Below are 18,488 nucleotides of genomic sequence, written 5' to 3' on the forward strand. Positions count from 1 at the left end.
GAATCCGCATGAAATTTCTTCGTTACGGTGAAGCCGGCCAGGAAAAGCCCGGCCTTCTCGATGCCGGCGGCAAGATCCGCGATCTCTCCGGCCAGCTTGGCGATCTCGCCGGAGCGGCCCTGAACCCCGATCGTCTCGCCGAATTGTCGCGGCTCGACACCAGCACGCTGCCGGTTGTCGAGGGAACACCGCGGCTCGGCCCCTGCGTTGCCGGTACCGGCAAGTTCATCTGCATCGGTCTCAACTATTCCGACCACGCTGCCGAGACCGGTGCGACGGTTCCCCCCGAACCGATCATCTTCATGAAGGCCACCTCGGCGATTGTCGGCCCCAATGATGATCTCGTCATCCCGCGCGGCTCGGAGAAGACCGATTGGGAAGTCGAGCTCGGCATCGTCATCGGCAAGACGGCGAAATATGTCAGCGAAGCCGATGCGCTCGACTATGTTGCCGGCTACTGCACGATCCACGATGTCTCCGAACGCGCCTTCCAGATCGAGCGCTCTGGCCAGTGGACCAAGGGCAAGTCCTGCGACACGTTCGGCCCGACCGGTCCCTGGCTCGTCACCAAGGACGAGGTGCCTGATCCGCAAGGCCTGAAGATGTGGCTGAAGGTCAACGGTGAAACCATGCAGAACGGCTCCAGCAATACCATGGTCTTCGGCGCCGCCTATCTGGTCTCCTATCTCAGCCAGTTCATGTCGCTGCATCCCGGTGACATCATCTCGACCGGTACGCCGCCGGGCGTCGGCATGGGCATGAAGCCGCCGCGCTATCTGAAACCAGGCGATATCGTCGAGCTCGGCATCGAAAAGCTCGGCAACCAGCGGCAGGCCGTCAGGGCGGATATCTGATAGCTCCATGGTGCTGATGGGCACGAGGCAGGCGACGCCATGCTTCGTGCCTTTTATGTCGCCGAGCTGCCTGATGCCGTCTCTTCGAGCACGTCTTCGGGAATATCGTCGAAAGACGCGTAGTTGAGATTATAGAGCCGGGAATAGAGCTTCCCGTTCTTCATCAGTTCACTGTGATTGCCGCTTTCAATCAGCTCGCCGTTCTGCAGCACGATGATGCGGTCGGCTTCGCGGATCGTCGCGAGACGGTGGGCGATGACGAGACCGGTGCGGTTTTCCAGCAGCTTCACCAGGGCCTTCTGGATCAGCATTTCGGTATAGCTGTCGATATTGGCCGTCGCCTCGTCGAGAACGAGGATCTTCGCATCGGCGACGAGCGCGCGGGCGAAGGACAGAAGCTGCCTTTGCCCGAGCGAGAGATTGCCGCCGCGCTCACCGAGAATGCTGTCATAGCCTTCTGCCAGCCGCATGATGAAATCATGCGCACCGACGGCCTTGGCCGCCTCGATCACCTGTTCGCGGGTGGCATTTGTCTTGTGATAGCGAATGTTTTCAAAGACGCTGCCCGTGAAGAGGAAAGGCTCCTGCAGAACCATGGCGATCTGGTCGCCGAGTGAATCCTGCGTCAGATCCCGCACGTCATTGCCGCCGACGAGCACCTGGCCCTGCTGCACATCGTAGAAGCGATGGATCAACGACATGCAGCTCGATTTGCCAGAGCCTGTCGGTCCGACGAGCGCAACCGTTTCGCCCGGATTGACGCGGAAACTCACATGCTTCAGCACCGGATGCTTCGGGTTGTAGCCGAAGACCACGTCGCGGAATTCGACCGAGCCGTCCATATCTCGCGAAAGCACCTTGGCATCGGGGGCGTCCTGGATGTCGACGGGAACGTCCAGCACCTCTGTCAGCCGCTGGCCGGAGGCCATGGCGCGCTGCATCACCGAATATTGCAGCGTCAGCGAACGGATCGGGTCGAAGAAGCGCTGGATATAAAAGAGGAAGGCGACGAGCACGCCGACGTCAAGCGCCTGGTTCAGGACACGTGCCCCGCCGACGACGATGACGAGGGCCATAGCAACGCCCGTCAGGCTGTCGACGATCGGGACCATCACCTGCGCATAGCGCGCTGCCGTTAGATGGGTGAGAAGGTTGGCATGGGCCTTGTCGTCATAGAGCGTGAAATTCACACTCTGGCGGTCCATGCTCTGGACTGCGCGCACGCCATGGATCGCCTCGGCCAGCGCGCCGTTCGCCACCGAGTTCGTTTCATGTGCTGCCATGAACGACTTGCGCGCCAGCGGCAGCCAGAAGAGGCGGACGACGAAGAGCACCGGCAGGGCCGACAGCGTCAGCAATCCGAGCTTGAAATCGAGATACAGCATCACGAAGACGATGCCGAAGAGCAGGAAGATATCGCCGACGGACAGGACCGACGTTTCGAGAAACTCCTGCATCGAGTTGACGTCGCCCTGCAGCCGCGACATCAGGCGGCCCACTTCGGTCTTGTCCATGAAGGAGAGCGAGACGCGCTGCAGATGCGAGAACATCGCCTTGCGCATATCGAAGAGCACGTTTTCGGCCACCCCGCCCACCAGCGTCTCTTGCGCATAGCTGGCAGCATAATTGACGAGGATGGCACAGAGGAAGGCAAGGATCGACCAGGTGAGCGCGTTGGAACTGCCGCCCTGCCGCATGCCGTGGTCGATGGCGTAGCGGATGATCAGCGGGATCAGCAGCTGCATGGCCGTGAAGGTCAGCACCGCCACGACGGACCAGATGATCTTGTCCTTGTAGGGATCGACGAAGGTCCAGATGCGCTTGACGATGTTGCCGTCGAAGGCGGTACCGAACATCTCTTCTTCGATTCGGTGCGAACCGACCACCGCCCGCGGCGGCCGTCTGCCGTCTTCGCGCGGATCAGGGCGCTCGGTTTCCATTTCCTCGGCCATGCCATTCCTCCCGCGGCCATTTCTCGTTCCATGGCCGGCATATTGGTTCTTTTCCCTTCTCCCCAGCGGGGAGAAGGTGGCCCGAAGGGTCGGATGAGGGGGACGCACTCACAAACTCGCCTTCGCTTGCCGCTCAGGCGCTCGCTCCGATGTCGCGCGCCCCCTCATCTGTCCTGACGGACATCTTCTCCCCGCTGGGGAGAAGGGACTTCAAGCACTCAGCGCCTCATCTCCCGGCCGTACCTGCAGGTCGTAGAGCGCCTTGTAGCGCCCACCGAGAGCCAGCAGTTCGGCATGCGTGCCGCGCTCGACGATGCGGCCGTCCTCGACGAAGAGGATCTGGTCAGCATGCATCAGCGAGCTCAGCCGGTGCGCGACGATGATCGTGACCCGGTCGGCGGCGTATTTGCGCATCGCCGAGCGGATGCGCTGTTCGGTCGCCGCGTCGATTGCGGCCGTCGAGTCGTCGAAGACCATCACGGCGGGGCGCAGCATCAGGGCGCGAGCGATCGACAGGCGCTGGCGTTGGCCACCCGACAGCGAGACGCCACGCTCGCCGACGACGGTGCCATATCCCGTCGGCAGGCCGAGAACGTAGTTGTGCAGCTGCGCGCTTTCGCTGGCGCGCTCGATACGCGGCTCCTTCGCCCATGGGTCGCCATAGGCGATGTTGTTCTCGATCGTCGTTGTGAACAGGAAGGAATCCTGCTGCACGACGGCAACGGAGCGGCGCAGCGATTGCAGTGTCGCCTTGCGGATATCCTGACCGTCTATGGTGATGCGGCCACCGGTGGCGTCATAGAAGCGCGGGATCAGATGCGCGATCGTCGACTTGCCGCTACCTGGAGGGCCGACAATGCCGATCGTTTCGCCGCGCTTCGCCTCGAAGCTGACATCGTAGAGAACCTGGTGCATCTCCGAGCTCGGATAGGCGAAGTCCACATGCTCGAAGCGAAGCGTTCCCTCGGTGATCTTGAGCTCCGCGGCATCGGGTGCATCGCGCACGGCAATCTCGAGGTCGAGAAGATTGAAGAGGCGCGTGCCGCAGGTCGAGGCCCGGGCAAAGGCGTTGACCATCAGGCCGAGCTGGCGCACTGGCATCTGCAGGATGGTCATGAAGGTCAGGAACGAGGCAAGCGTGCCCACGGTGATTTCGCCGGCCATGACCTTGCCGCCGCCGACCCAGAGCACGAGACCCATCGACACGAAGAACGAGAAGGTCATGGCGCTGGTATTGGCGACGCGGATGCCGACACGCTGATGCGCGAGTTCGATCGCACTTTCGGATGCCGCTTGGAATTTCGCCATCTCATGGTCCTGAGCCGCGAAGGCGCGGACGACGCGAATGCCGCCGAGGTTTTCTTCCATGATGCGGGTCAACACCGAAAGACGCTCCTGGAGCTCCAGCCAAGTGGCGCGCAGGCGCAGCTGCGTGACTGATGAACGCCAGCCGACGAAGGGAACGAAGCTCAGGGCGAGGAGACCGAGCACCGGATCGGTGGTGATAAGCATATAGGCGCCGATGCCGATCAGCATCGACAGCAGGAAGACACGCACCAGCGCCGTCGAGAAATACATCCGTACGCCTTCGAGATCGAGCAGGCCGATGGTGATGAGGTCGCCCGAATGCACGGTGTCGTGGAAGCTGAAGGACAGCCGCTGGATCTTTTCGTAACAGGCCAGCCGCAGCGAATAGCCCATATGGTGGCCGACGCTCTCGGAATAATAGTTCTGCACCATGGTGAAGAGGCCGCGCAGCACGCTGGCGCCAAGCAGCATCAGCGCCGTCGTCAGCAGCGCGTCCTGCGCCGCCTGGCCGACGGTGCCTCCGCTCAGGGCGACCTGGGTGTGGTCGACCGCCTGGCCGAGTAGCCGCGGGATCATCAGTTGAAAGGTGGACGCCACAAGCGTCGCGCCGATCGCCAGGCTTGCCTGCCAGGGACGCCGGAAGGCCATGACGGTGATGCGGACCAGTGTGTAGAGGCCCTTGCCCCAGCCTGCCGCGGTTGCTTTCGCGAGCGAAGCCGAATGCTTCGTCGCGCTTAAGGACGCATCGCTGCTCACGGTAATGATTCCAAATAGATAAGTGCATTCGGACGCTGACCCGAAAACACGGCAATTCCATGATGGGATTGGTAGTGCGCTTACTTTTGCCGATTCCACCTGGCCGTTCAAGTAAAGAATTCACCAACTGGTTATTTTCTCGTGAGCGCGATCACGCGCCGTTTCCGCGCGGAACAATCGATGCTTTGCCGTGTTCGTGTGACGGACCGATATGAGTCCGTGGAGCACCGCATGTCTCTCAAAGCACTCGCCCTCAACGCCACCCTGAAAACCGCGGAAAGCCAGGAGCAGTCATCGACCGAACGAATGACCGCGCTGATCGACGACGAGTTGGCGAAATACGATGTCACGACCGAGGTTCTCCGGCTGGCGGATTTCAACATCAAGCCCGGCGTCACATCCGACGAAGGCGAGGGGGACGATTGGCCCGGCATCCGCGAAAAGATCCTCGCCGCCGACATTCTGCTCGTCGGGACGCCGATATGGATGGGCCAACCGTCGAGCGTCTGCAAACGAGCCCTCGAGCGGATGGATGCGTTCCTATCGGAAACCGACGCGGAGGGTCGCATGGTATCGTATGGAAAGGTGGCGGCGGTTGCCGTGGTCGGAAACGAAGACGGCGCGCACCATGTCTCGGCCGAACTCTATCAGGCGCTGAACGATGTCGGTTTCACGGTGCCGGCTAATGCCGTCGCCTATTGGGTCGGTGAGGCGATGGGATCAACGAATTTCGCCGATCTGAAGCAGGTGCCGGAGAACGTCACCACGATGATCGAGACCCTGGCGCGAAACGTCACCCATCTCGCCGCACTGCTCAAGGCGAAGCAATATCCCGGCGAAGAGAGCTAAAAAACAGCACCCGCAATCAATGCCTTAACCCGCATTTTCGCTTCAGCGGAAATCAGAGGCTTGCGGCGAAGCCATTTTAGCGCTTTCATACACGACTAGTTTAATAGACTATGGACGGGAGAGTTTGCTCCCCTAAATTCCTTTCCGGCCAGTTCCGGACGACTGCTCGTATAGCAGTTCGAACCCCGGCCGACGCAGCCTGATTTTTCTGCGTCGATACCTTGATCGAGACACGGATGCGGTGATGACCGCAAGGGAGTTGAGATGACGGTTCAAGGACTTTTCTCTGCGAAGGCCGCGGCCGCGGCAAAGCCGTCGGCTATTCCGCGCATCGCGATTGTCGGGCGCGGCTTTTCCGGGATGATGACGGCAATTGCGCTGATGAAGACAGTGCGTACGCCCTTCCATCTGCAACTCTTCGATCCGAATTCCTCCGTCAGCGGCGGACAGGCGCTGTCGTCGGCAAAGAGTTCCGCCATCCTCAACACCCGCGTCCGCGACCTTTCGGTGTCGGCTGGCGATGCTGATGATTTCAACGACTGGCTCTGTAGCAACGCGGAATTCCGCGCTGCCGTCCCGGCGGCGATCCCGGGATTCCGCCAGATCTTCGTGCCCAAGGAAATTTTCAGCGACTATGTCTACCAGCGCTTTTCCGAAGCGCTCTCGACCCGCAAGGATATCACTGTCCAGGTCTGTCATGAGCCCGTCGTGGCAATTCGCAGGAGCCACGGAAACCGCTTCCTGCTGGAACATGCCGGTCCCGCCAATCCGCTTTTCGACACCGTTTTCCTCGCCACCGGCTATGGCCTTGCGCCGTCCGCTGCCGTGACGGAGAACACTTCGCCGGTGCGCGCCCAGAGGCTGGTCGCGCGTCCGCATACGATTCTGCTCGGCAGCGGCATCCGCGTCGTCGATCAGTTGCTGCAGCTACGGGATCAGGGCTATTCCGGCCAGATCTCCATCGTTTCAAAGCATGGCTTCCTGCCGCAGAGCCATACGCCCAACTCCGCCGATCCGCTTTTCCCGGCCGAAGAGCTTCCCAAGGATCTCGCTGGCATTCTCCATTTCATCCGCAAGGCCTGCAGGGATGCCGAGGAGGGCGGCCGCAGCTGGCAATCCGTGATGAACGGCCTGCGCAAGCATGCGCGTTCGCTCTGGCGCTCGCTGCCTGCGCGCCAGAAGCAGCAATTCAACCGGCATCTGCGGGCAATCTACGACAGTCACCGTAACAGACTACCGGAGGCGATGTATGCGCGGCTGAAGCGTGAGCTTGCAGGCGGCAATACCGTTCTACGCCGCGGCCTGGCGGGTCGTCAGGGCCTGAGCGGTATCTTCTTCACGCCTTCAGGTACGCGAACCGAGGAAGTTATCCATGCCGATCGCGTGATCGATTGCCGTTGCAGAGCAGCCGACCTCGATGTGCCGCTGATGCAGAGCCTGTTTGCCTCAGGGCTTGCGATGCCGGACGAACTGTCGCTCGGCATTGCCGTCAACCAGCGCGGCGAGCCCTATCTTGCCGACGGATCGTCCGTCGGGGGGATTTTCGCAATCGGTCCGCTCGGGCTCGGCAGCCTTCCGGATATTGATCTGGTGCCGGAAATCGTCAGCCAGGCCTATGCCGCTGCCGAACAGGTTGCGGTCCGTGCATTTCCGCAATGCCGGGCCATGTAGCCGTCGCTTCGCTCATCGGCGGCGGAGCTCGCTGCGAACGGCAGCTGCAAACAGCCCGATGACCATCAGCGCCATCGCGAACCAGGTGATCGCATAGCTCAGGTGGCTGTTCGGGAAGACGACGCGCGTCAGCCCGCCGACCGGGGCGCCACCCGGATTCGGAGCTTCATCGGCGTCGATGAAGTAGGGCTCGATCTTGCCGATGTCCTTGTCCGCGGCGATCGCCGCCACGTCGCGCGAATACCACCATCCGGTCGTGGGATCATTGGATTGCAGCAGTGAACCTTTCGGCTCTGTTGGCCGCAGCAACCCTGTCACGCTGACCGGTCCCGAAAGCTGGCCCTCAGTGCGCATTTTCGGGTCGCGCTTTTCCAGCGGTACGAAGCCGCGATTGATGAGGATGGCATTGCCGTCTTCCAGCCGGAGCGGCGTCATCACCCAGTATCCGGGGCCGAGCTCGGTGGAGGCGTAGACCAGCGTTTCCTTGCTGTTGTCGAACGTGCCGGTCGCGGTGACCCGGAGGTATTCGTCGGCCATGGCGTCGATGGTGGCGCCTTCGGGAGCGGGTACAGGTGCCGCATGAATGCGCTGATCGACGCGGGCGATCAGGTCGCGCTTCCAGTAGAGCCGCTCCACCTGCCAGATGCCAAGCGCCACGAAAGTGGCGATCGCGAGCAGCATCAGGCCGCCAAGCAGAATGAGCTTGCCGGTCGAGCGCGGTGTGGTGGGTTTGGAGCCGGACAGATCGGTCATGGTCAAATGCAGCGGGCGGCCCGGAGGCCGCCCGCATCTGCCTTACGGCATGTTCTTCATCATTTCGGGGCTCATCGGCATCATGTTGGTGTTCAGATGATGCATGACCCAGAAGGAGCCAGCGAGGGCGATGGCGACGATGACGATGGTGAAGATCAGCGCCATGATCGTCCAGCCGCCTTCCGAACGGGTGTTCATGTGCAGGAAGTAGATCATGTGAACGACGATCTGCACGGCGCCGAGCGCCATCACCGTGACCGCCGTCACCAGCGGGCTTTCGAAGACGCCTGCCATAACCAGCCAGAACGGGATCGCCGTCAGGATGACCGACAGCACGAAGCCGATCATGTAGCTCTTGAAGGAGCCGTGATCCGCATCGTGGCCGCCGTGATCATGGCCGCCATGGCCGTGGTGGTGATGTGCGTCGTGGGCGTGAGTGTTCGAGCTCATCCGAGAACTCCCAGCAGATAGACCAAGGAAAAGACGCCGATCCAGACGACATCGAGGAAGTGCCAGAACATCGACAGGCACATCAGGCGGCGCTTGTTGGCTTCGATTAGGCCGTGCATCGAGACCTGCACCATCAGCGTGATGAGCCAGATGATGCCGAAGGTGACGTGCAGGCCGTGGGTGCCGACCAGCGTGAAGAAGGCCGAGAGGAACGCGCTGCGCGACGGTCCGGCGCCTTCATGGATCAGATGCGCGAACTCATAGAGTTCGAGCCCGATGAAGGCGGCACCGAACAGGCCGGTGATCGCCAGCCAGAATAGCACGCCGGCCTTGTAACCCCTCATCATCTGCAGCATGGCGAAGCCATAGGTGATCGACGAGAACAGAAGCATCGAGGTGTTGATCGCCACCAGCGGMAGATCGAACAGATCCTTCGGCGACGGGCCGGCCGCATAATTGCGGCCGAGCACGCCATAGGTGGCAAAGAGCACGGCGAAGATCAGGCAGTCGCTCATCAGATAGAGCCAGAACCCGAGATTGGTGCTGCTCTCCGGATGATGATCCTCGGTCAGATAGAAGACGGGCTTTTCGGCCGAGTCGATGGTGTGATCGGTCATGGTCGTCATGCCTGAACCGCAAGCTGCTTGGTGCGCTTGTCCTCTGTCGCGGTGACTTCCTCAACGGGAATGTAGAAATCACGCTTGTAGTTGAACGTATGGGCGATCGACACCGCGACGATCGCGACGAAGGAGACGGCAGCCAGCCACCACATGTACCAGATCAGGCCGAAGGCGAGGCCGATGCTGAGGGCCGAAAGGATCGCGCCGGTGCCGGTGTTCTTCGGCATGTGGATCGGACGGAAACCTTCGTGCGGACGGACATAGCCGCGCTTCTTCATGTCGTACCAGCTGTCATGGTCGTGGACGACAGGCGTGAAGGCGAAGTTGTAGTCCGGCGGCGGTGAGGACGTCGCCCATTCCAGCGTACGGCCTTCCCAGGGGTCGCCCGTCTCGTCCTTCAGCGCCTCGCGCTTGCGGAAGCTGACGAAGATCTGCACGAGGAAGGAAACGATGCCGAGGGCGATAAGGCCGGCGCCGAAGGCGGCGATGATGAACCAGATTTGCAGCGACGGATCCTCGAACTGCGAGACGCGGCGGGTCACGCCCATCAGGCCGAGCACGTAGAGCGGCATGAAGGCGAAGAAGAAGCCGATCTGCCAGAACCAGAAGCTCATCTTGCCCCAGAACGGGTCGAGCTTGAAGCCGAAGGCCTTCGGGAACCAGTAGTTGACGCCGGCAAACAGGCCGAACAGCACGCCGCCGATGATCACGTTATGGAAGTGGGCGATCAGGAACAGCGAGTTGTGGAGCACGAAGTCGGCAGGCGGGATGGCGAGCATGACGCCGGTCATACCGCCGATGACGAAGGTCACCATGAAGCCGACGGTCCACAGCATTGGCACTTCGTAGCGAATGCGGCCGCGATACATCGTGAACAGCCAGTTGAACATCTTCGCCCCTGTCGGGATGGAGATGATCATCGTCGTGATGCCGAAGAACGAGTTGACGCTGGCGCCCGAGCCCATCGTGAAGAAGTGGTGCAGCCACACGAGATAGGACAGGATCATGATGACGCAGGTGGCGTAAACCATCGATGCGTAGCCGAAGAGGCGCTTGCCGGAGAAGGTGGCGACGACTTCGGAGAAGATGCCGAAGGCCGGCAGGATCAGGATGTAGACTTCCGGGTGACCCCAGATCCAGATGAGGTTCACATACATCATCGGATTGCCGCCGAGATCGTTCGTGAAGAAGTTCGTGCCGGCATAGCGGTCGAGTGACAGCAGAACGAGCGTTGCGGTCAGGATCGGGAAGGAAGCGACGATCAGCACGTTTGTGCAGAGCGAGGTCCAGGTAAAGACCGGCATCTTCATGAAGGTCATGCCCGGCGCGCGCATCTTGACGATCGTCGCAATCAGGTTGATGCCCGATAGCGTCGTGCCGACACCTGCGACCTGCAGGCCCCATATATAATAGTCGACACCGACACCCGGACTATAGTCAGCCCCCGAAAGCGGCGGATAGGCCAGCCAGCCGGTGCGGGCGAATTCGCCGACGAACAGCGACATCATGATGATGATCGCGCCTGCCGTCGTCATCCAGAACGAGAAATTGTTGAGGAACGGGAACGAGACGTCGCGCGCGCCGATCTGCAGCGGCACGACGAAGTTCATCAGGCCGGTGACGAATGGCATCGCCACGAAGAAGATCATGATCACGCCGTGCGCCGTGAAGATCTGGTCATAGTGATGCGGCGGCAGATAGCCTTCATTGCCGTTGAAGGCGATCGCCTGCTGGATACGCATCAGGATGGCGTCGGAGAAGCCGCGCAGCAGCATGATCACCGCGAGGATGATGTACATGATGCCGATCTTCTTGTGGTCGACGCTGGTGATCCAGTCGCGCCAGAGCGGACCCCAGAACTTGAAATAGGTGATGAGACCCAGCACGGCGATGCCGCCGATCGCCACGCCGATGAAGGTGAAGACCAGGATCGGCTCGTGATAGGGGATCGAATCGAGGGTCAACCGGCCGAAGATAAACTTCAGGAGGTCAGGATTGGAAAACATGGAATAACCCGTTCATTGATGTCTTAGCGACGCAAAGCGCCAGGTTTAATTGTTGTTCAGCTGAGCCGGAGCCGGATCGCCAGTACCGTGGTTCATTCCGGGCATCGAATGGCCATCGTGGCCGCCGCCGTTCATGTCCATTCCTGGCATGTCGTTCTGCATCGGCTGCTGGCCATTTTCGCCGGTGCCGGCGGGCTTCTCGTCGCTGCGGGCAGGCGTGCCGGTTGCCGGGAAGGTCGCGGCATTGGTGCCTTCGCCCTTCTCCACATGGCGGTTGTCATATTGCAGCTTCTCGCGGTTTTCGGCGCTTTCCTTGCCGCCGCCGCCCATCATGTCGATATGCATCATCTCGCTCATGCACATCTTACCGGGTGCGGCGCAGAGATTGAGGATCGCGTCGTAGAGATCCTTGTCGGCAGTGGCGTAATAGCGCACCGGCTCGCGTTCGGACGGCTTTTCGAGCTTCAGATAGGTGTCGCGATTCAGCGCCGTACCCTGGCTCTTCACCCGGGCGACCCAATCGTCGAAGCCCTGCTGGTTCAGACCGTGGAACTTGAAGCGCATGTGCGAGAAGCCGTCGCCGCTATAATTTGCGGAGAAGCCTTCGTATTCGCCTTCCTTGTTGATGACGGCGTGCAGCCTGGTCTGCATGCCCGGCATCGCATAGATCTGGCCGGCAAGGGCAGGGATATAGAAGGAGTTCATGACCGACGATGCGGTGATCTTGAAATTGATCGGCACATCGACCGGCGCTGCCAGTTCGTTGACCGTGGCAATGCCGAGATCCGGATAGAAGAACAGCCATTTCCAGTCGAGCGCAACGACCTCAACGGTCAGCGGCTTGGTGTCCGCGGGAATGCTGCGTTCCGCGTCGATCCGGTCGAGTGGCCGGTATGGGTCCAACTTGTGAGTTGAAATCCAGGTGATCGCGCCGAGCGCGATGATGATCGCCAGCGGCGCAGACCAGATAACCACTTCCAGTCGTGTCGAATGATGCCATTCCGGATCGTAGGTCGCTGCCGTGTTCGAACGCCGGTAACGCCAGGCGAAGAACAGCGTCAGGAACAGGACCGGCACGATGATCAGCAGCATCAGGAAGGTGGAGACCAGAATGAGATCTGCCTGCTGACTTGCGATATCGCCCGACGGCGACATCACGACCATATTGCATCCTGCCAGCATCATCAGCGGCAACACGGATAGAAGGCGGGAAAACTTCACGAGTTTTTGCACGTCTCTAAGCTCTTGTTGTTTCGTCCAAACCGCGACTAAAGCACTGAACCTGATGGCAACATGAGGTGTTTGGTCGCACTGCAGCAAAGATGCCGCAGCGCGGCAAAAATTGTAAGACGCTACGGCTTTGAAATCCTGATAAAATTACGAAGGATTTGGCCCGGGCGCATGCATGTTAGCGGCATAATATATCCGTGAAAATGAAAAGGGCCACCTGGCGGCGGCTCGATTCGCCGGATCACGCCCGATTTCTCGTCCACATCTAATTTTGAGAATGGATGATGAACTATTTACGTCCATCAGACTTGATAAGCTTGCGGGTTTGATCAAAATCGTCTTGAGGCGCTTTGCCGCGGCGTCTCAACGAGGGAGGCGTTAATGACTGCAGCAAATTATGGACCATCGTCCACGACACTTGAACGCGACGCAAGACAGATCCACTCTGGCGAAAAGGTTTCGCCTGGCAGTATCGCCCTTGGCGTCATCATCGGTCGAATGTCGGAATTCTTCGACTTCTTCGTCTATGGCCTGGCTTCGGTTCTGGTCTTCCCGCAACTGATTTTTCCCTTCGCACCGGATCGCCTGACGGCGACGCTCTATTCCTTTGCGATCTTTTCGCTGGCCTTCCTGGCGCGTCCAGTCGGCTCGGTCGTCTTCATGACGATCGACCGTTTCTATGGCCGCGGCACGAAGCTGACGATTGCGCTTTTCCTGCTCGGCGGTTCTACGGCGTCGATCGCCTTCCTGCCCGGCTATAACGAGATCGGCTACTGGGCGATCGCGCTTCTGGCCCTGTTCCGCCTCGGCCAGGGCTTTGCGCTCGGCGGCGCCTGGGACGGCCTGGCATCGCTGCTGGCGTTGAATGCGCCGCAGAACAAGCGCGGCTGGTACGCGATGATCCCGCAGCTCGGTGCGCCGATCGGCTTCGCGCTGGCGAGCATTATCTTCGGCTTCTTCATCGCCAATCTCTCCAACGAGGATTTCCTCTCCTGGGGCTGGCGCTACCCGTTCTTCGTCGCCTTCGCGATCAACGTCGTGGCGCTCTTTGCCCGCCTGCGCCTGGTCATGACCCAGGAGTTCGGCACGCTGCTGGAACAGCATGAGCTCGAGGCCGCGCCGATCGGCAAGGTTCTGAAGGTTCATGGCCGCGACATCCTGATCGGTGCCTTCGTGCCGCTGGCGAGCTTCGCGATGTTCCATCTGGTCACCATCTTCCCGCTCGGCTGGATGAGCCTTTATGGAACGCAGCCGCTCGACACGTTCATGGTGGTGCAGATCATCGGCGCACTCGTCGGCATCGTCGCGATCATTGCCTCCGGCCTGATCGCCGACCGCATCGGCCGCCGCGCCCAGCTTGCCGTCTGTGCGGTGCTGATCGCGATCTTCTCCTTCGTCGGGCCGATGCTGATTGCATCCGGCGATGCCGGACAGGATGCCTTCGTCATCATCGGCTTCGGAGTGCTCGGCCTGTCCTTCGGTCAGGCGACCGGCTCGATCTCCTCGCGCTTCGGCCGCGGCTACCGTTATACCGGTGCCGCCTTTACCTCCGACCTCGCATGGCTCGTCGGCGCCGGCTTTGCGCCGCTGGTGGCGCTGAGCCTCTCCAGCAGCTTCGGCCTGACCTTCGTCGGCTACTACCTGCTCTCGGGCGCGATCTGCACGCTTGCAGCGCTGGCTTTCAGCAAGGCGCTGGAACAACGCGAGTAGCGCCTGATATCCTGATCAAACAGAAGAGCCCGGTTTCGTACCGGGCTTTTTATTAAATGGCGCATTGCAAATTATAATTGATTGCATATCCTTCCAGACCAAGGAGATGCTCTGATGACCCACTCGATGATCGACCATGCGACTCTCTCGCGCCTCGCGGAAGCCGGCGCCATCGACAAAACCCTTGTCGTCGGCCAGCTCGGTGGCTGGTCTATCGTCGTGCGCTACGGAAAGAGCGAGCATTCGCTTGCCGCCCAGCGCAGCCGCCAGGTCAGGCTTTTCAAGCGCATGGAGACGCTTGTCTCCTATCTCAAGGATGTCGGCATCTCGCAATTCGATGTGGATGCTGCGGAGTACGCCGCGGAGTCCAGCAAGCGTCCCGATCGAGCCGAAGCGCTGAAGCGCGCGCATGAGGCGGCCGAACACGACCGGTGGTTCCGCGAGCAAGTTGAGATCGGCCTTCGCGAGGCGGATGATCCGAATACCGTCTGGATCAGTAACGAAGATGCCAACAAGGAAATGGATGCGTTTCTGGCTAGCCTGATGTCTCGCGTACAGGAAGACGGTAAGTGATCGTCAACTGGTTGCCTCGCGCGCTGAATGATCGCCGGCGCCAGATATCCTACGTTTTTCAGCAGAACCCGCAGGCCGCCATCCGGCTGGAGACGCTTGTACGAAGCCAGGCGGATATCCTTAGCGCACACCCGCGTGTGGGCCGCAGCGGACGCAAGGACGGAACCCGGGAACTGGTGGTTCCCGGCAGTCCATATCTTACCATCTATCGCATCGATGAGAACGCGCAGGAAATCCAGATCCTGCGCCTGCTTCACGGCGCCCAGCAATGGCCGCCGGATTAATGCTGATCAGTTAACCGGTTCCGGTGGCTGCTTGGCGCGCGCCGCGGTCAGTTCGGCAGTCGTGTGGTTCAGGCGGTCGGCCAGCACGCGCATGATTTCGACGGCCATTTCTGGGAAGTCGCTGAGCAGCTTCAGGAAGTGCTCTTTGCTGATGCGCAGGACTTCGAGCCCCGAGGTGGCGCGCACGGTTGCCGTTCGCGAGACGTCGCAGAGAATGGCGATCTCGCCGACGATCGAGTTGAGTTCGACATCGGCGACCTTGATATCGCCAGCGGGAGAATGGACGAGAATGTCGGCCGTTCCCGAGAGGATCACGTAGGCTGCATCGCCCGGATCGCCCTGATGGAAAAGGTTCTGACCGGCCTTGTAGGTCATCCGGTCGGAGGTGAATGCCAAAAGCTTGAGTTTTGCCGGCGCGATCCTGGAAAAGATCGGCACCCGCCGCAGCATTTCGACTTCATCTCTCAACAGCATGAGTGTTTTACCCCCTGGCGCCTCCTCTCGTATAAGGAGAAAGCGTTTTCTAAAACTCTACCAGGCATTCCCTCGCAAGAATGCCGTCTCAGCCGCCCCAGTAGATTATTACGATAACAGTTCCTTGAACATAGTGTTTTTCTCCGAAAGTTCCGGATAGCCACCGGCTTGCGCCAGGCCACCGCGTTCGAAAAGCAGGATCCTGTCGAAGACCTCCGCAAGGCGTGCGTTCGACAGAACCCAGATGATTGCCGGGCGCTTGCCTTCTTCATGAAGGCCGGTCACCACGTTTCGGGTGATCTGGTCCTGGACGCGCTGGTCCAACGCCAGAAGCGGCCGGTTGAGGATGAAATAGTCGGAACGGCGCAGCAGCGCGCGCGCCAGGTTGATCTTCTGGCGCTGAACCATCGTCAGGCGCTTGCCGCCAGAGCCGACATCGAATTCCATACCGATTGACAGCACGTCGTCGAACAGATCGAGCTTGTCGAAGAGCTCGCCCATGATCGAGCGGATATGCTCCGATGCATCGGCCTGCTGATAGGCGATGCGGCCGAAAAGCACGTTGTCCATCAGGCTGGCAGACGCGGTGAAACGTTCCGGATCGTAGCGCTCGATAAGTGCCGAGAGATCACTGGGAATATGTTCGTGGAACTGTTTGCGCGCCGAGACGATCTTTTCCATCAGCTCGTCGGTCAGCAGACCGAAGCGGTGGCGGGGCTCGATATAGGCGAAGCTCAGGCGGATGATACTTGAGCGTTCCTCGGCCGTCGCATCCTCGAACTTCCGGCTCTGCAGCTTTTGCAGCAGCGCCTGGTAGGCAGGGATGTCGTCCGCGGTCATGAAGGTCAGTTGCTGGAAGAACGGGTGATCCGGCGGCAGGTCATGGAACAGTTCCACGGCGTTTTCGGCGATCTCCAGGCCCATCGCGTAGAGATCGTTGCTGAGGCCGGTGTCGCGGAACAGTTGCTGGAAATAGGGGTGGGCGGCGAGGCGGCGGTTGGTCATCTGCGGCCGCTTCATCGTGCCGAAAAGCAGGTTCTCGCCAACCGTCGCCTGAGCGTTGTAGGCGTCGAAATCGAAGGGAACGACGATAGTGTCGAGCTTCTCTTCCTCCAGCCTCTCGCGCAAGGAGGCGCGTAGATCGACAATGCGCTCGGCAAGTGCCACATGAACGCTGGTATCGACCGAAGACCGCAGTGCCAGATCGAGAATGTCCTGCGAAATCAGCACAGCGTCGAGCACCGGGCGGATCGCTTTCAGCAGATCGTCGGGGCCTGTCGCACCGGCGGCGTTATAATCCACCCAGTCGCTGTTGAGGTCGAAAATCGGGTTTCCGGCGCGCAGCGCCTCCGCGTTTCGCCATTTGAATTCGAGAGCGTCCTGACCCTGGTAGCCCGGATCCGTCAGCGGCGCGTGCTTAAGGCCGTAGAGGATGTTGTCTTTCAGCGTACCGTGGAAAAAGTAGGTATCTGACGATACGTAAGAAATCCGTCTGCCGGTAATATATTCCGGCAGCGCAAGCAAATCCTGGCCGTCGATGCTGATGCGCCCGCCTTCCGGCCAGACGATGCGCCCGAGCGCTTCGGCAAAGGCTTCCGCGCCGCTTCCATTCGGGCCGACGATCGCCACCGTTTCGTTCGGCTTGATCTCTACCGAGACGTGGTCGACCAGCCGCGCGCCGCTGTCGTCATTGACGGCGAGATTGGTTACGACGAGTGCCGCTGTCAACGGTCCGATCGCTTCGGCCGGAACGTCCTGGATCTTGCTGTCGATCAACGGCTCGACGTTGAACTGCTCGTAGACCTGCTGATACTTGACCTGAACGTCTTGGCGCATCTGGTCCCAGTCGATCAGTTCCTTCAGCGGTCCCGGCAGATCCTTGTAGGCGGAGATGACGGCTACCAGCTGGCCGATGTCGAGGCGGCCCTGAAGCGCCAGATATCCGCCGATGGCGTAGAACAGGAACGGGGTGACCTGGGCCAGGAAGTTGTTCAGGAATTTCACCATGAACTTCCACTGGTAGAGGTCGTAGCGGATCGAGAAGATCAGGCCGAGGCGCGCTGCGATATCGGCGCGCTCGAGGTTGGAAGTGTCGTTGCCATGGATGGTACCAATGCCATCGACGATTTCGCCGACGCGGCCCGAGAGTTCGCGTGCCGTCAGCTGCCGCTGGCGGCCGAGTTCGAGCAGGCGCTTCCTCATGCGCGGGATGACGATCGCCTGCACGCCGACGATACCGGCGGCGATCATGCCGAGCCAGAAATTCTGGATGATGATGAAGGCGAGCGCCGTCAGCGCCTGGCCGCCAAGCAGGGCAGGCGAGACGAAGGCGTCGCCGGTAAAGCCGCCCATCGGCTCCACCTCGTCCTTGATCATCGTGGCGATTTCAGCGGATTTCACCCGCTTGAAATGCGCCGGCGGAAAGCGCAGCACCCGGTCGATCAGCTGAAAGCGGATACGGCGCAGCATGCGCTCGCCCAGGCGGCCCTTGTAGGTGTTGATGTAGAATTTGAAGAGGCCGTTCAGCACCACGAGCGCCAGGAAAACCAGGCTGAGCGCCATCAGCATCTGCAGACGGTTGAGCTGCAGACCCTGGAAGAACTCGACATGCCCGATCAGCGGCAGATCGTAGGCCAGATGCATGAAGGTCTGCGTGGCGTTGGCATTGTCGAAGCCGTCACCCTGGATCGGTCCATTGACGATCTGCTTCGGCAGATCGAACGACAGGAAGTACGGGATCATCGATGCCGCAACGACCGCCAGAATCCAGAGCTGCTGGAGGCGGGTGTTCGACCAGATGTAGCGGGCGAGACTCTTTTCCATTGCTAACCGTCAACCTGAAGGGAGGGTCCGGAGACGTTTACGAAGGGGGATTCGGAAAACAGGTTCATGCCGCCGGACCGCCGGATATCGTAACGAAAACAAGGCGAAGCGGACTACCATCGAACTGCCGATTCTGCCGGAAATCCGTTTATATCACAGGACTTTCATAAAGTGC

General features: G+C 60.4%; 15 protein-coding genes. 6 read left to right on the top strand and 9 right to left on the bottom strand.

The features are described 5' to 3' along the window. Nucleotides 1-8 precede the first annotated feature (8 nt). Nucleotides 9-854 (top strand): fumarylacetoacetate hydrolase family protein, encoded by an 846-nt coding sequence (locus AC1DIJ_RS03680; protein WP_112388950.1) that lies wholly within the window; start codon nucleotides 9-11, stop codon nucleotides 852-854. 53 nt (nucleotides 855-907) lie between these two features. Here the strand turns inward: AC1DIJ_RS03680 and AC1DIJ_RS03685 are convergent, their stop codons facing one another. Continuing rightward, nucleotides 908-2,806, bottom strand: coding sequence for an ABC transporter ATP-binding protein (locus AC1DIJ_RS03685; protein ID WP_112538736.1), 1,899 nt, complete (start codon nucleotides 2,804-2,806; stop codon nucleotides 908-910). A gap of 210 nt (nucleotides 2,807-3,016) precedes the next feature. Then, nucleotides 3,017-4,981 (bottom strand): ABC transporter ATP-binding protein, encoded by a 1,965-nt coding sequence (locus AC1DIJ_RS03690; protein ID WP_310290188.1) that lies wholly within the window; start codon nucleotides 4,979-4,981, stop codon nucleotides 3,017-3,019. A gap of 120 nt (nucleotides 4,982-5,101) precedes the next feature. Here AC1DIJ_RS03690 and AC1DIJ_RS03695 point away from each other — a divergent pair, with 120 nt between their 5' ends. Beyond that, nucleotides 5,102-5,719 (top strand): flavodoxin family protein, encoded by a 618-nt coding sequence (locus AC1DIJ_RS03695; protein WP_112386630.1) that lies wholly within the window; start codon nucleotides 5,102-5,104, stop codon nucleotides 5,717-5,719. Between the two features lie 264 nt (nucleotides 5,720-5,983). Next, the gene (locus AC1DIJ_RS03700; RefSeq protein WP_112386631.1) at nucleotides 5,984-7,390 is read left to right on the top strand and encodes an FAD/NAD(P)-binding protein; all 1,407 of its coding nucleotides are present in this window, start codon (nucleotides 5,984-5,986) and stop codon (nucleotides 7,388-7,390) included. A gap of 12 nt (nucleotides 7,391-7,402) precedes the next feature. On the opposite strand, the gene AC1DIJ_RS03705 is transcribed toward AC1DIJ_RS03700, so the two are convergent. Genes AC1DIJ_RS03705 through cyoA form a run of 5 tightly spaced genes read right to left on the bottom strand, consistent with a single transcriptional unit; the run spans nucleotide 7,403 to nucleotide 12,452 of the window. Next, nucleotides 7,403-8,143 carry an SURF1 family protein gene (locus tag AC1DIJ_RS03705; RefSeq protein ID WP_112386632.1) on the bottom strand — a complete coding sequence of 247 codons (741 nt, stop codon included), beginning with the start codon at nucleotides 8,141-8,143 and terminating at the stop codon, nucleotides 7,403-7,405. 42 nt (nucleotides 8,144-8,185) lie between these two features. Then, nucleotides 8,186-8,593 carry a cytochrome o ubiquinol oxidase subunit IV gene (gene cyoD, locus AC1DIJ_RS03710; protein ID WP_112386633.1) on the bottom strand — a complete coding sequence of 136 codons (408 nt, stop codon included), beginning with the start codon at nucleotides 8,591-8,593 and terminating at the stop codon, nucleotides 8,186-8,188. Beyond that, a complete protein-coding gene (gene cyoC / locus AC1DIJ_RS03715; protein WP_112386745.1) occupies nucleotides 8,590-9,210 on the bottom strand; it encodes a cytochrome o ubiquinol oxidase subunit III in 621 nt (206 codons plus the stop codon). Before cyoC ends, cyoD begins: the two co-directional genes overlap by 4 nt. Before the next feature lie 5 nt (nucleotides 9,211-9,215). Continuing rightward, nucleotides 9,216-11,219, bottom strand: coding sequence for a cytochrome o ubiquinol oxidase subunit I (gene cyoB / locus AC1DIJ_RS03720; protein WP_112386634.1), 2,004 nt, complete (start codon nucleotides 11,217-11,219; stop codon nucleotides 9,216-9,218). A 45-nt stretch (nucleotides 11,220-11,264) separates the two neighbouring features. Continuing rightward, nucleotides 11,265-12,452 (bottom strand): ubiquinol oxidase subunit II, encoded by a 1,188-nt coding sequence (gene cyoA, locus AC1DIJ_RS03725; protein ID WP_112386635.1) that lies wholly within the window; start codon nucleotides 12,450-12,452, stop codon nucleotides 11,265-11,267. A gap of 378 nt (nucleotides 12,453-12,830) precedes the next feature. Here cyoA and AC1DIJ_RS03730 point away from each other — a divergent pair, with 378 nt between their 5' ends. The 3 genes from AC1DIJ_RS03730 to AC1DIJ_RS03740 all read left to right on the top strand — a co-directional run bounded on the left by AC1DIJ_RS03730 (nucleotide 12,831) and on the right by AC1DIJ_RS03740 (nucleotide 15,016). Beyond that, nucleotides 12,831-14,159, top strand: a complete 1,329-nt coding sequence (locus tag AC1DIJ_RS03730) for an MFS transporter (protein ID WP_112386636.1) — start codon at nucleotides 12,831-12,833, stop codon at nucleotides 14,157-14,159. A gap of 114 nt (nucleotides 14,160-14,273) precedes the next feature. After that, the gene (locus AC1DIJ_RS03735) at nucleotides 14,274-14,732 is read left to right on the top strand and encodes a hypothetical protein (RefSeq protein ID WP_112386637.1); all 459 of its coding nucleotides are present in this window, start codon (nucleotides 14,274-14,276) and stop codon (nucleotides 14,730-14,732) included. Next, on the top strand, nucleotides 14,729-15,016 hold the full coding sequence (locus AC1DIJ_RS03740; protein ID WP_112386638.1) for a type II toxin-antitoxin system RelE/ParE family toxin: 288 nt from the start codon (nucleotides 14,729-14,731) through the stop codon (nucleotides 15,014-15,016). The genes AC1DIJ_RS03735 and AC1DIJ_RS03740 overlap by 4 nt, the downstream gene beginning before the upstream one ends. Nucleotides 15,017-15,022: 6 nt before the next feature. Here the strand turns inward: AC1DIJ_RS03740 and AC1DIJ_RS03745 are convergent, their stop codons facing one another. Beyond that, complete coding sequence (locus tag AC1DIJ_RS03745) at nucleotides 15,023-15,490, bottom strand: cyclic nucleotide-binding domain-containing protein (RefSeq protein ID WP_112386639.1); 468 nt, start codon at nucleotides 15,488-15,490, stop codon at nucleotides 15,023-15,025. A gap of 108 nt (nucleotides 15,491-15,598) precedes the next feature. Beyond that, nucleotides 15,599-18,313: an ABC transporter transmembrane domain-containing protein gene (locus tag AC1DIJ_RS03750; protein WP_112386640.1), complete on the bottom strand. Its 2,715-nt coding sequence runs from the start codon at nucleotides 18,311-18,313 to the stop codon at nucleotides 15,599-15,601. Nucleotides 18,314-18,488 lie beyond the last annotated feature (175 nt).

The sequence above is a fragment of the Rhizobium sp. 10N427 genome, assembly GCF_056394605.1.

Coding starts and splice junctions, on each gene's coding strand:
- AC1DIJ_RS03680 (WP_112388950.1), top strand. CDS start 9: ATGAAATTTCTTCGTTACGGTGAAGCCGGCCAGGAAAAGCCCGGCCTT.
- AC1DIJ_RS03685 (WP_112538736.1), bottom strand. CDS start 2,806: ATGGCCGAGGAAATGGAAACCGAGCGCCCTGATCCGCGCGAAGACGGC.
- AC1DIJ_RS03695 (WP_112386630.1), top strand. CDS start 5,102: ATGTCTCTCAAAGCACTCGCCCTCAACGCCACCCTGAAAACCGCGGAA.
- AC1DIJ_RS03700 (WP_112386631.1), top strand. CDS start 5,984: ATGACGGTTCAAGGACTTTTCTCTGCGAAGGCCGCGGCCGCGGCAAAG.
- AC1DIJ_RS03705 (WP_112386632.1), bottom strand. CDS start 8,143: ATGACCGATCTGTCCGGCTCCAAACCCACCACACCGCGCTCGACCGGC.
- cyoD (WP_112386633.1), bottom strand. CDS start 8,593: ATGAGCTCGAACACTCACGCCCACGACGCACATCACCACCACGGCCAT.
- cyoB (WP_112386634.1), bottom strand. CDS start 11,219: ATGTTTTCCAATCCTGACCTCCTGAAGTTTATCTTCGGCCGGTTGACC.
- AC1DIJ_RS03730 (WP_112386636.1), top strand. CDS start 12,831: ATGACTGCAGCAAATTATGGACCATCGTCCACGACACTTGAACGCGAC.
- AC1DIJ_RS03735 (WP_112386637.1), top strand. CDS start 14,274: ATGACCCACTCGATGATCGACCATGCGACTCTCTCGCGCCTCGCGGAA.
- AC1DIJ_RS03745 (WP_112386639.1), bottom strand. CDS start 15,490: ATGCTGTTGAGAGATGAAGTCGAAATGCTGCGGCGGGTGCCGATCTTT.
- AC1DIJ_RS03750 (WP_112386640.1), bottom strand. CDS start 18,313: ATGGAAAAGAGTCTCGCCCGCTACATCTGGTCGAACACCCGCCTCCAG.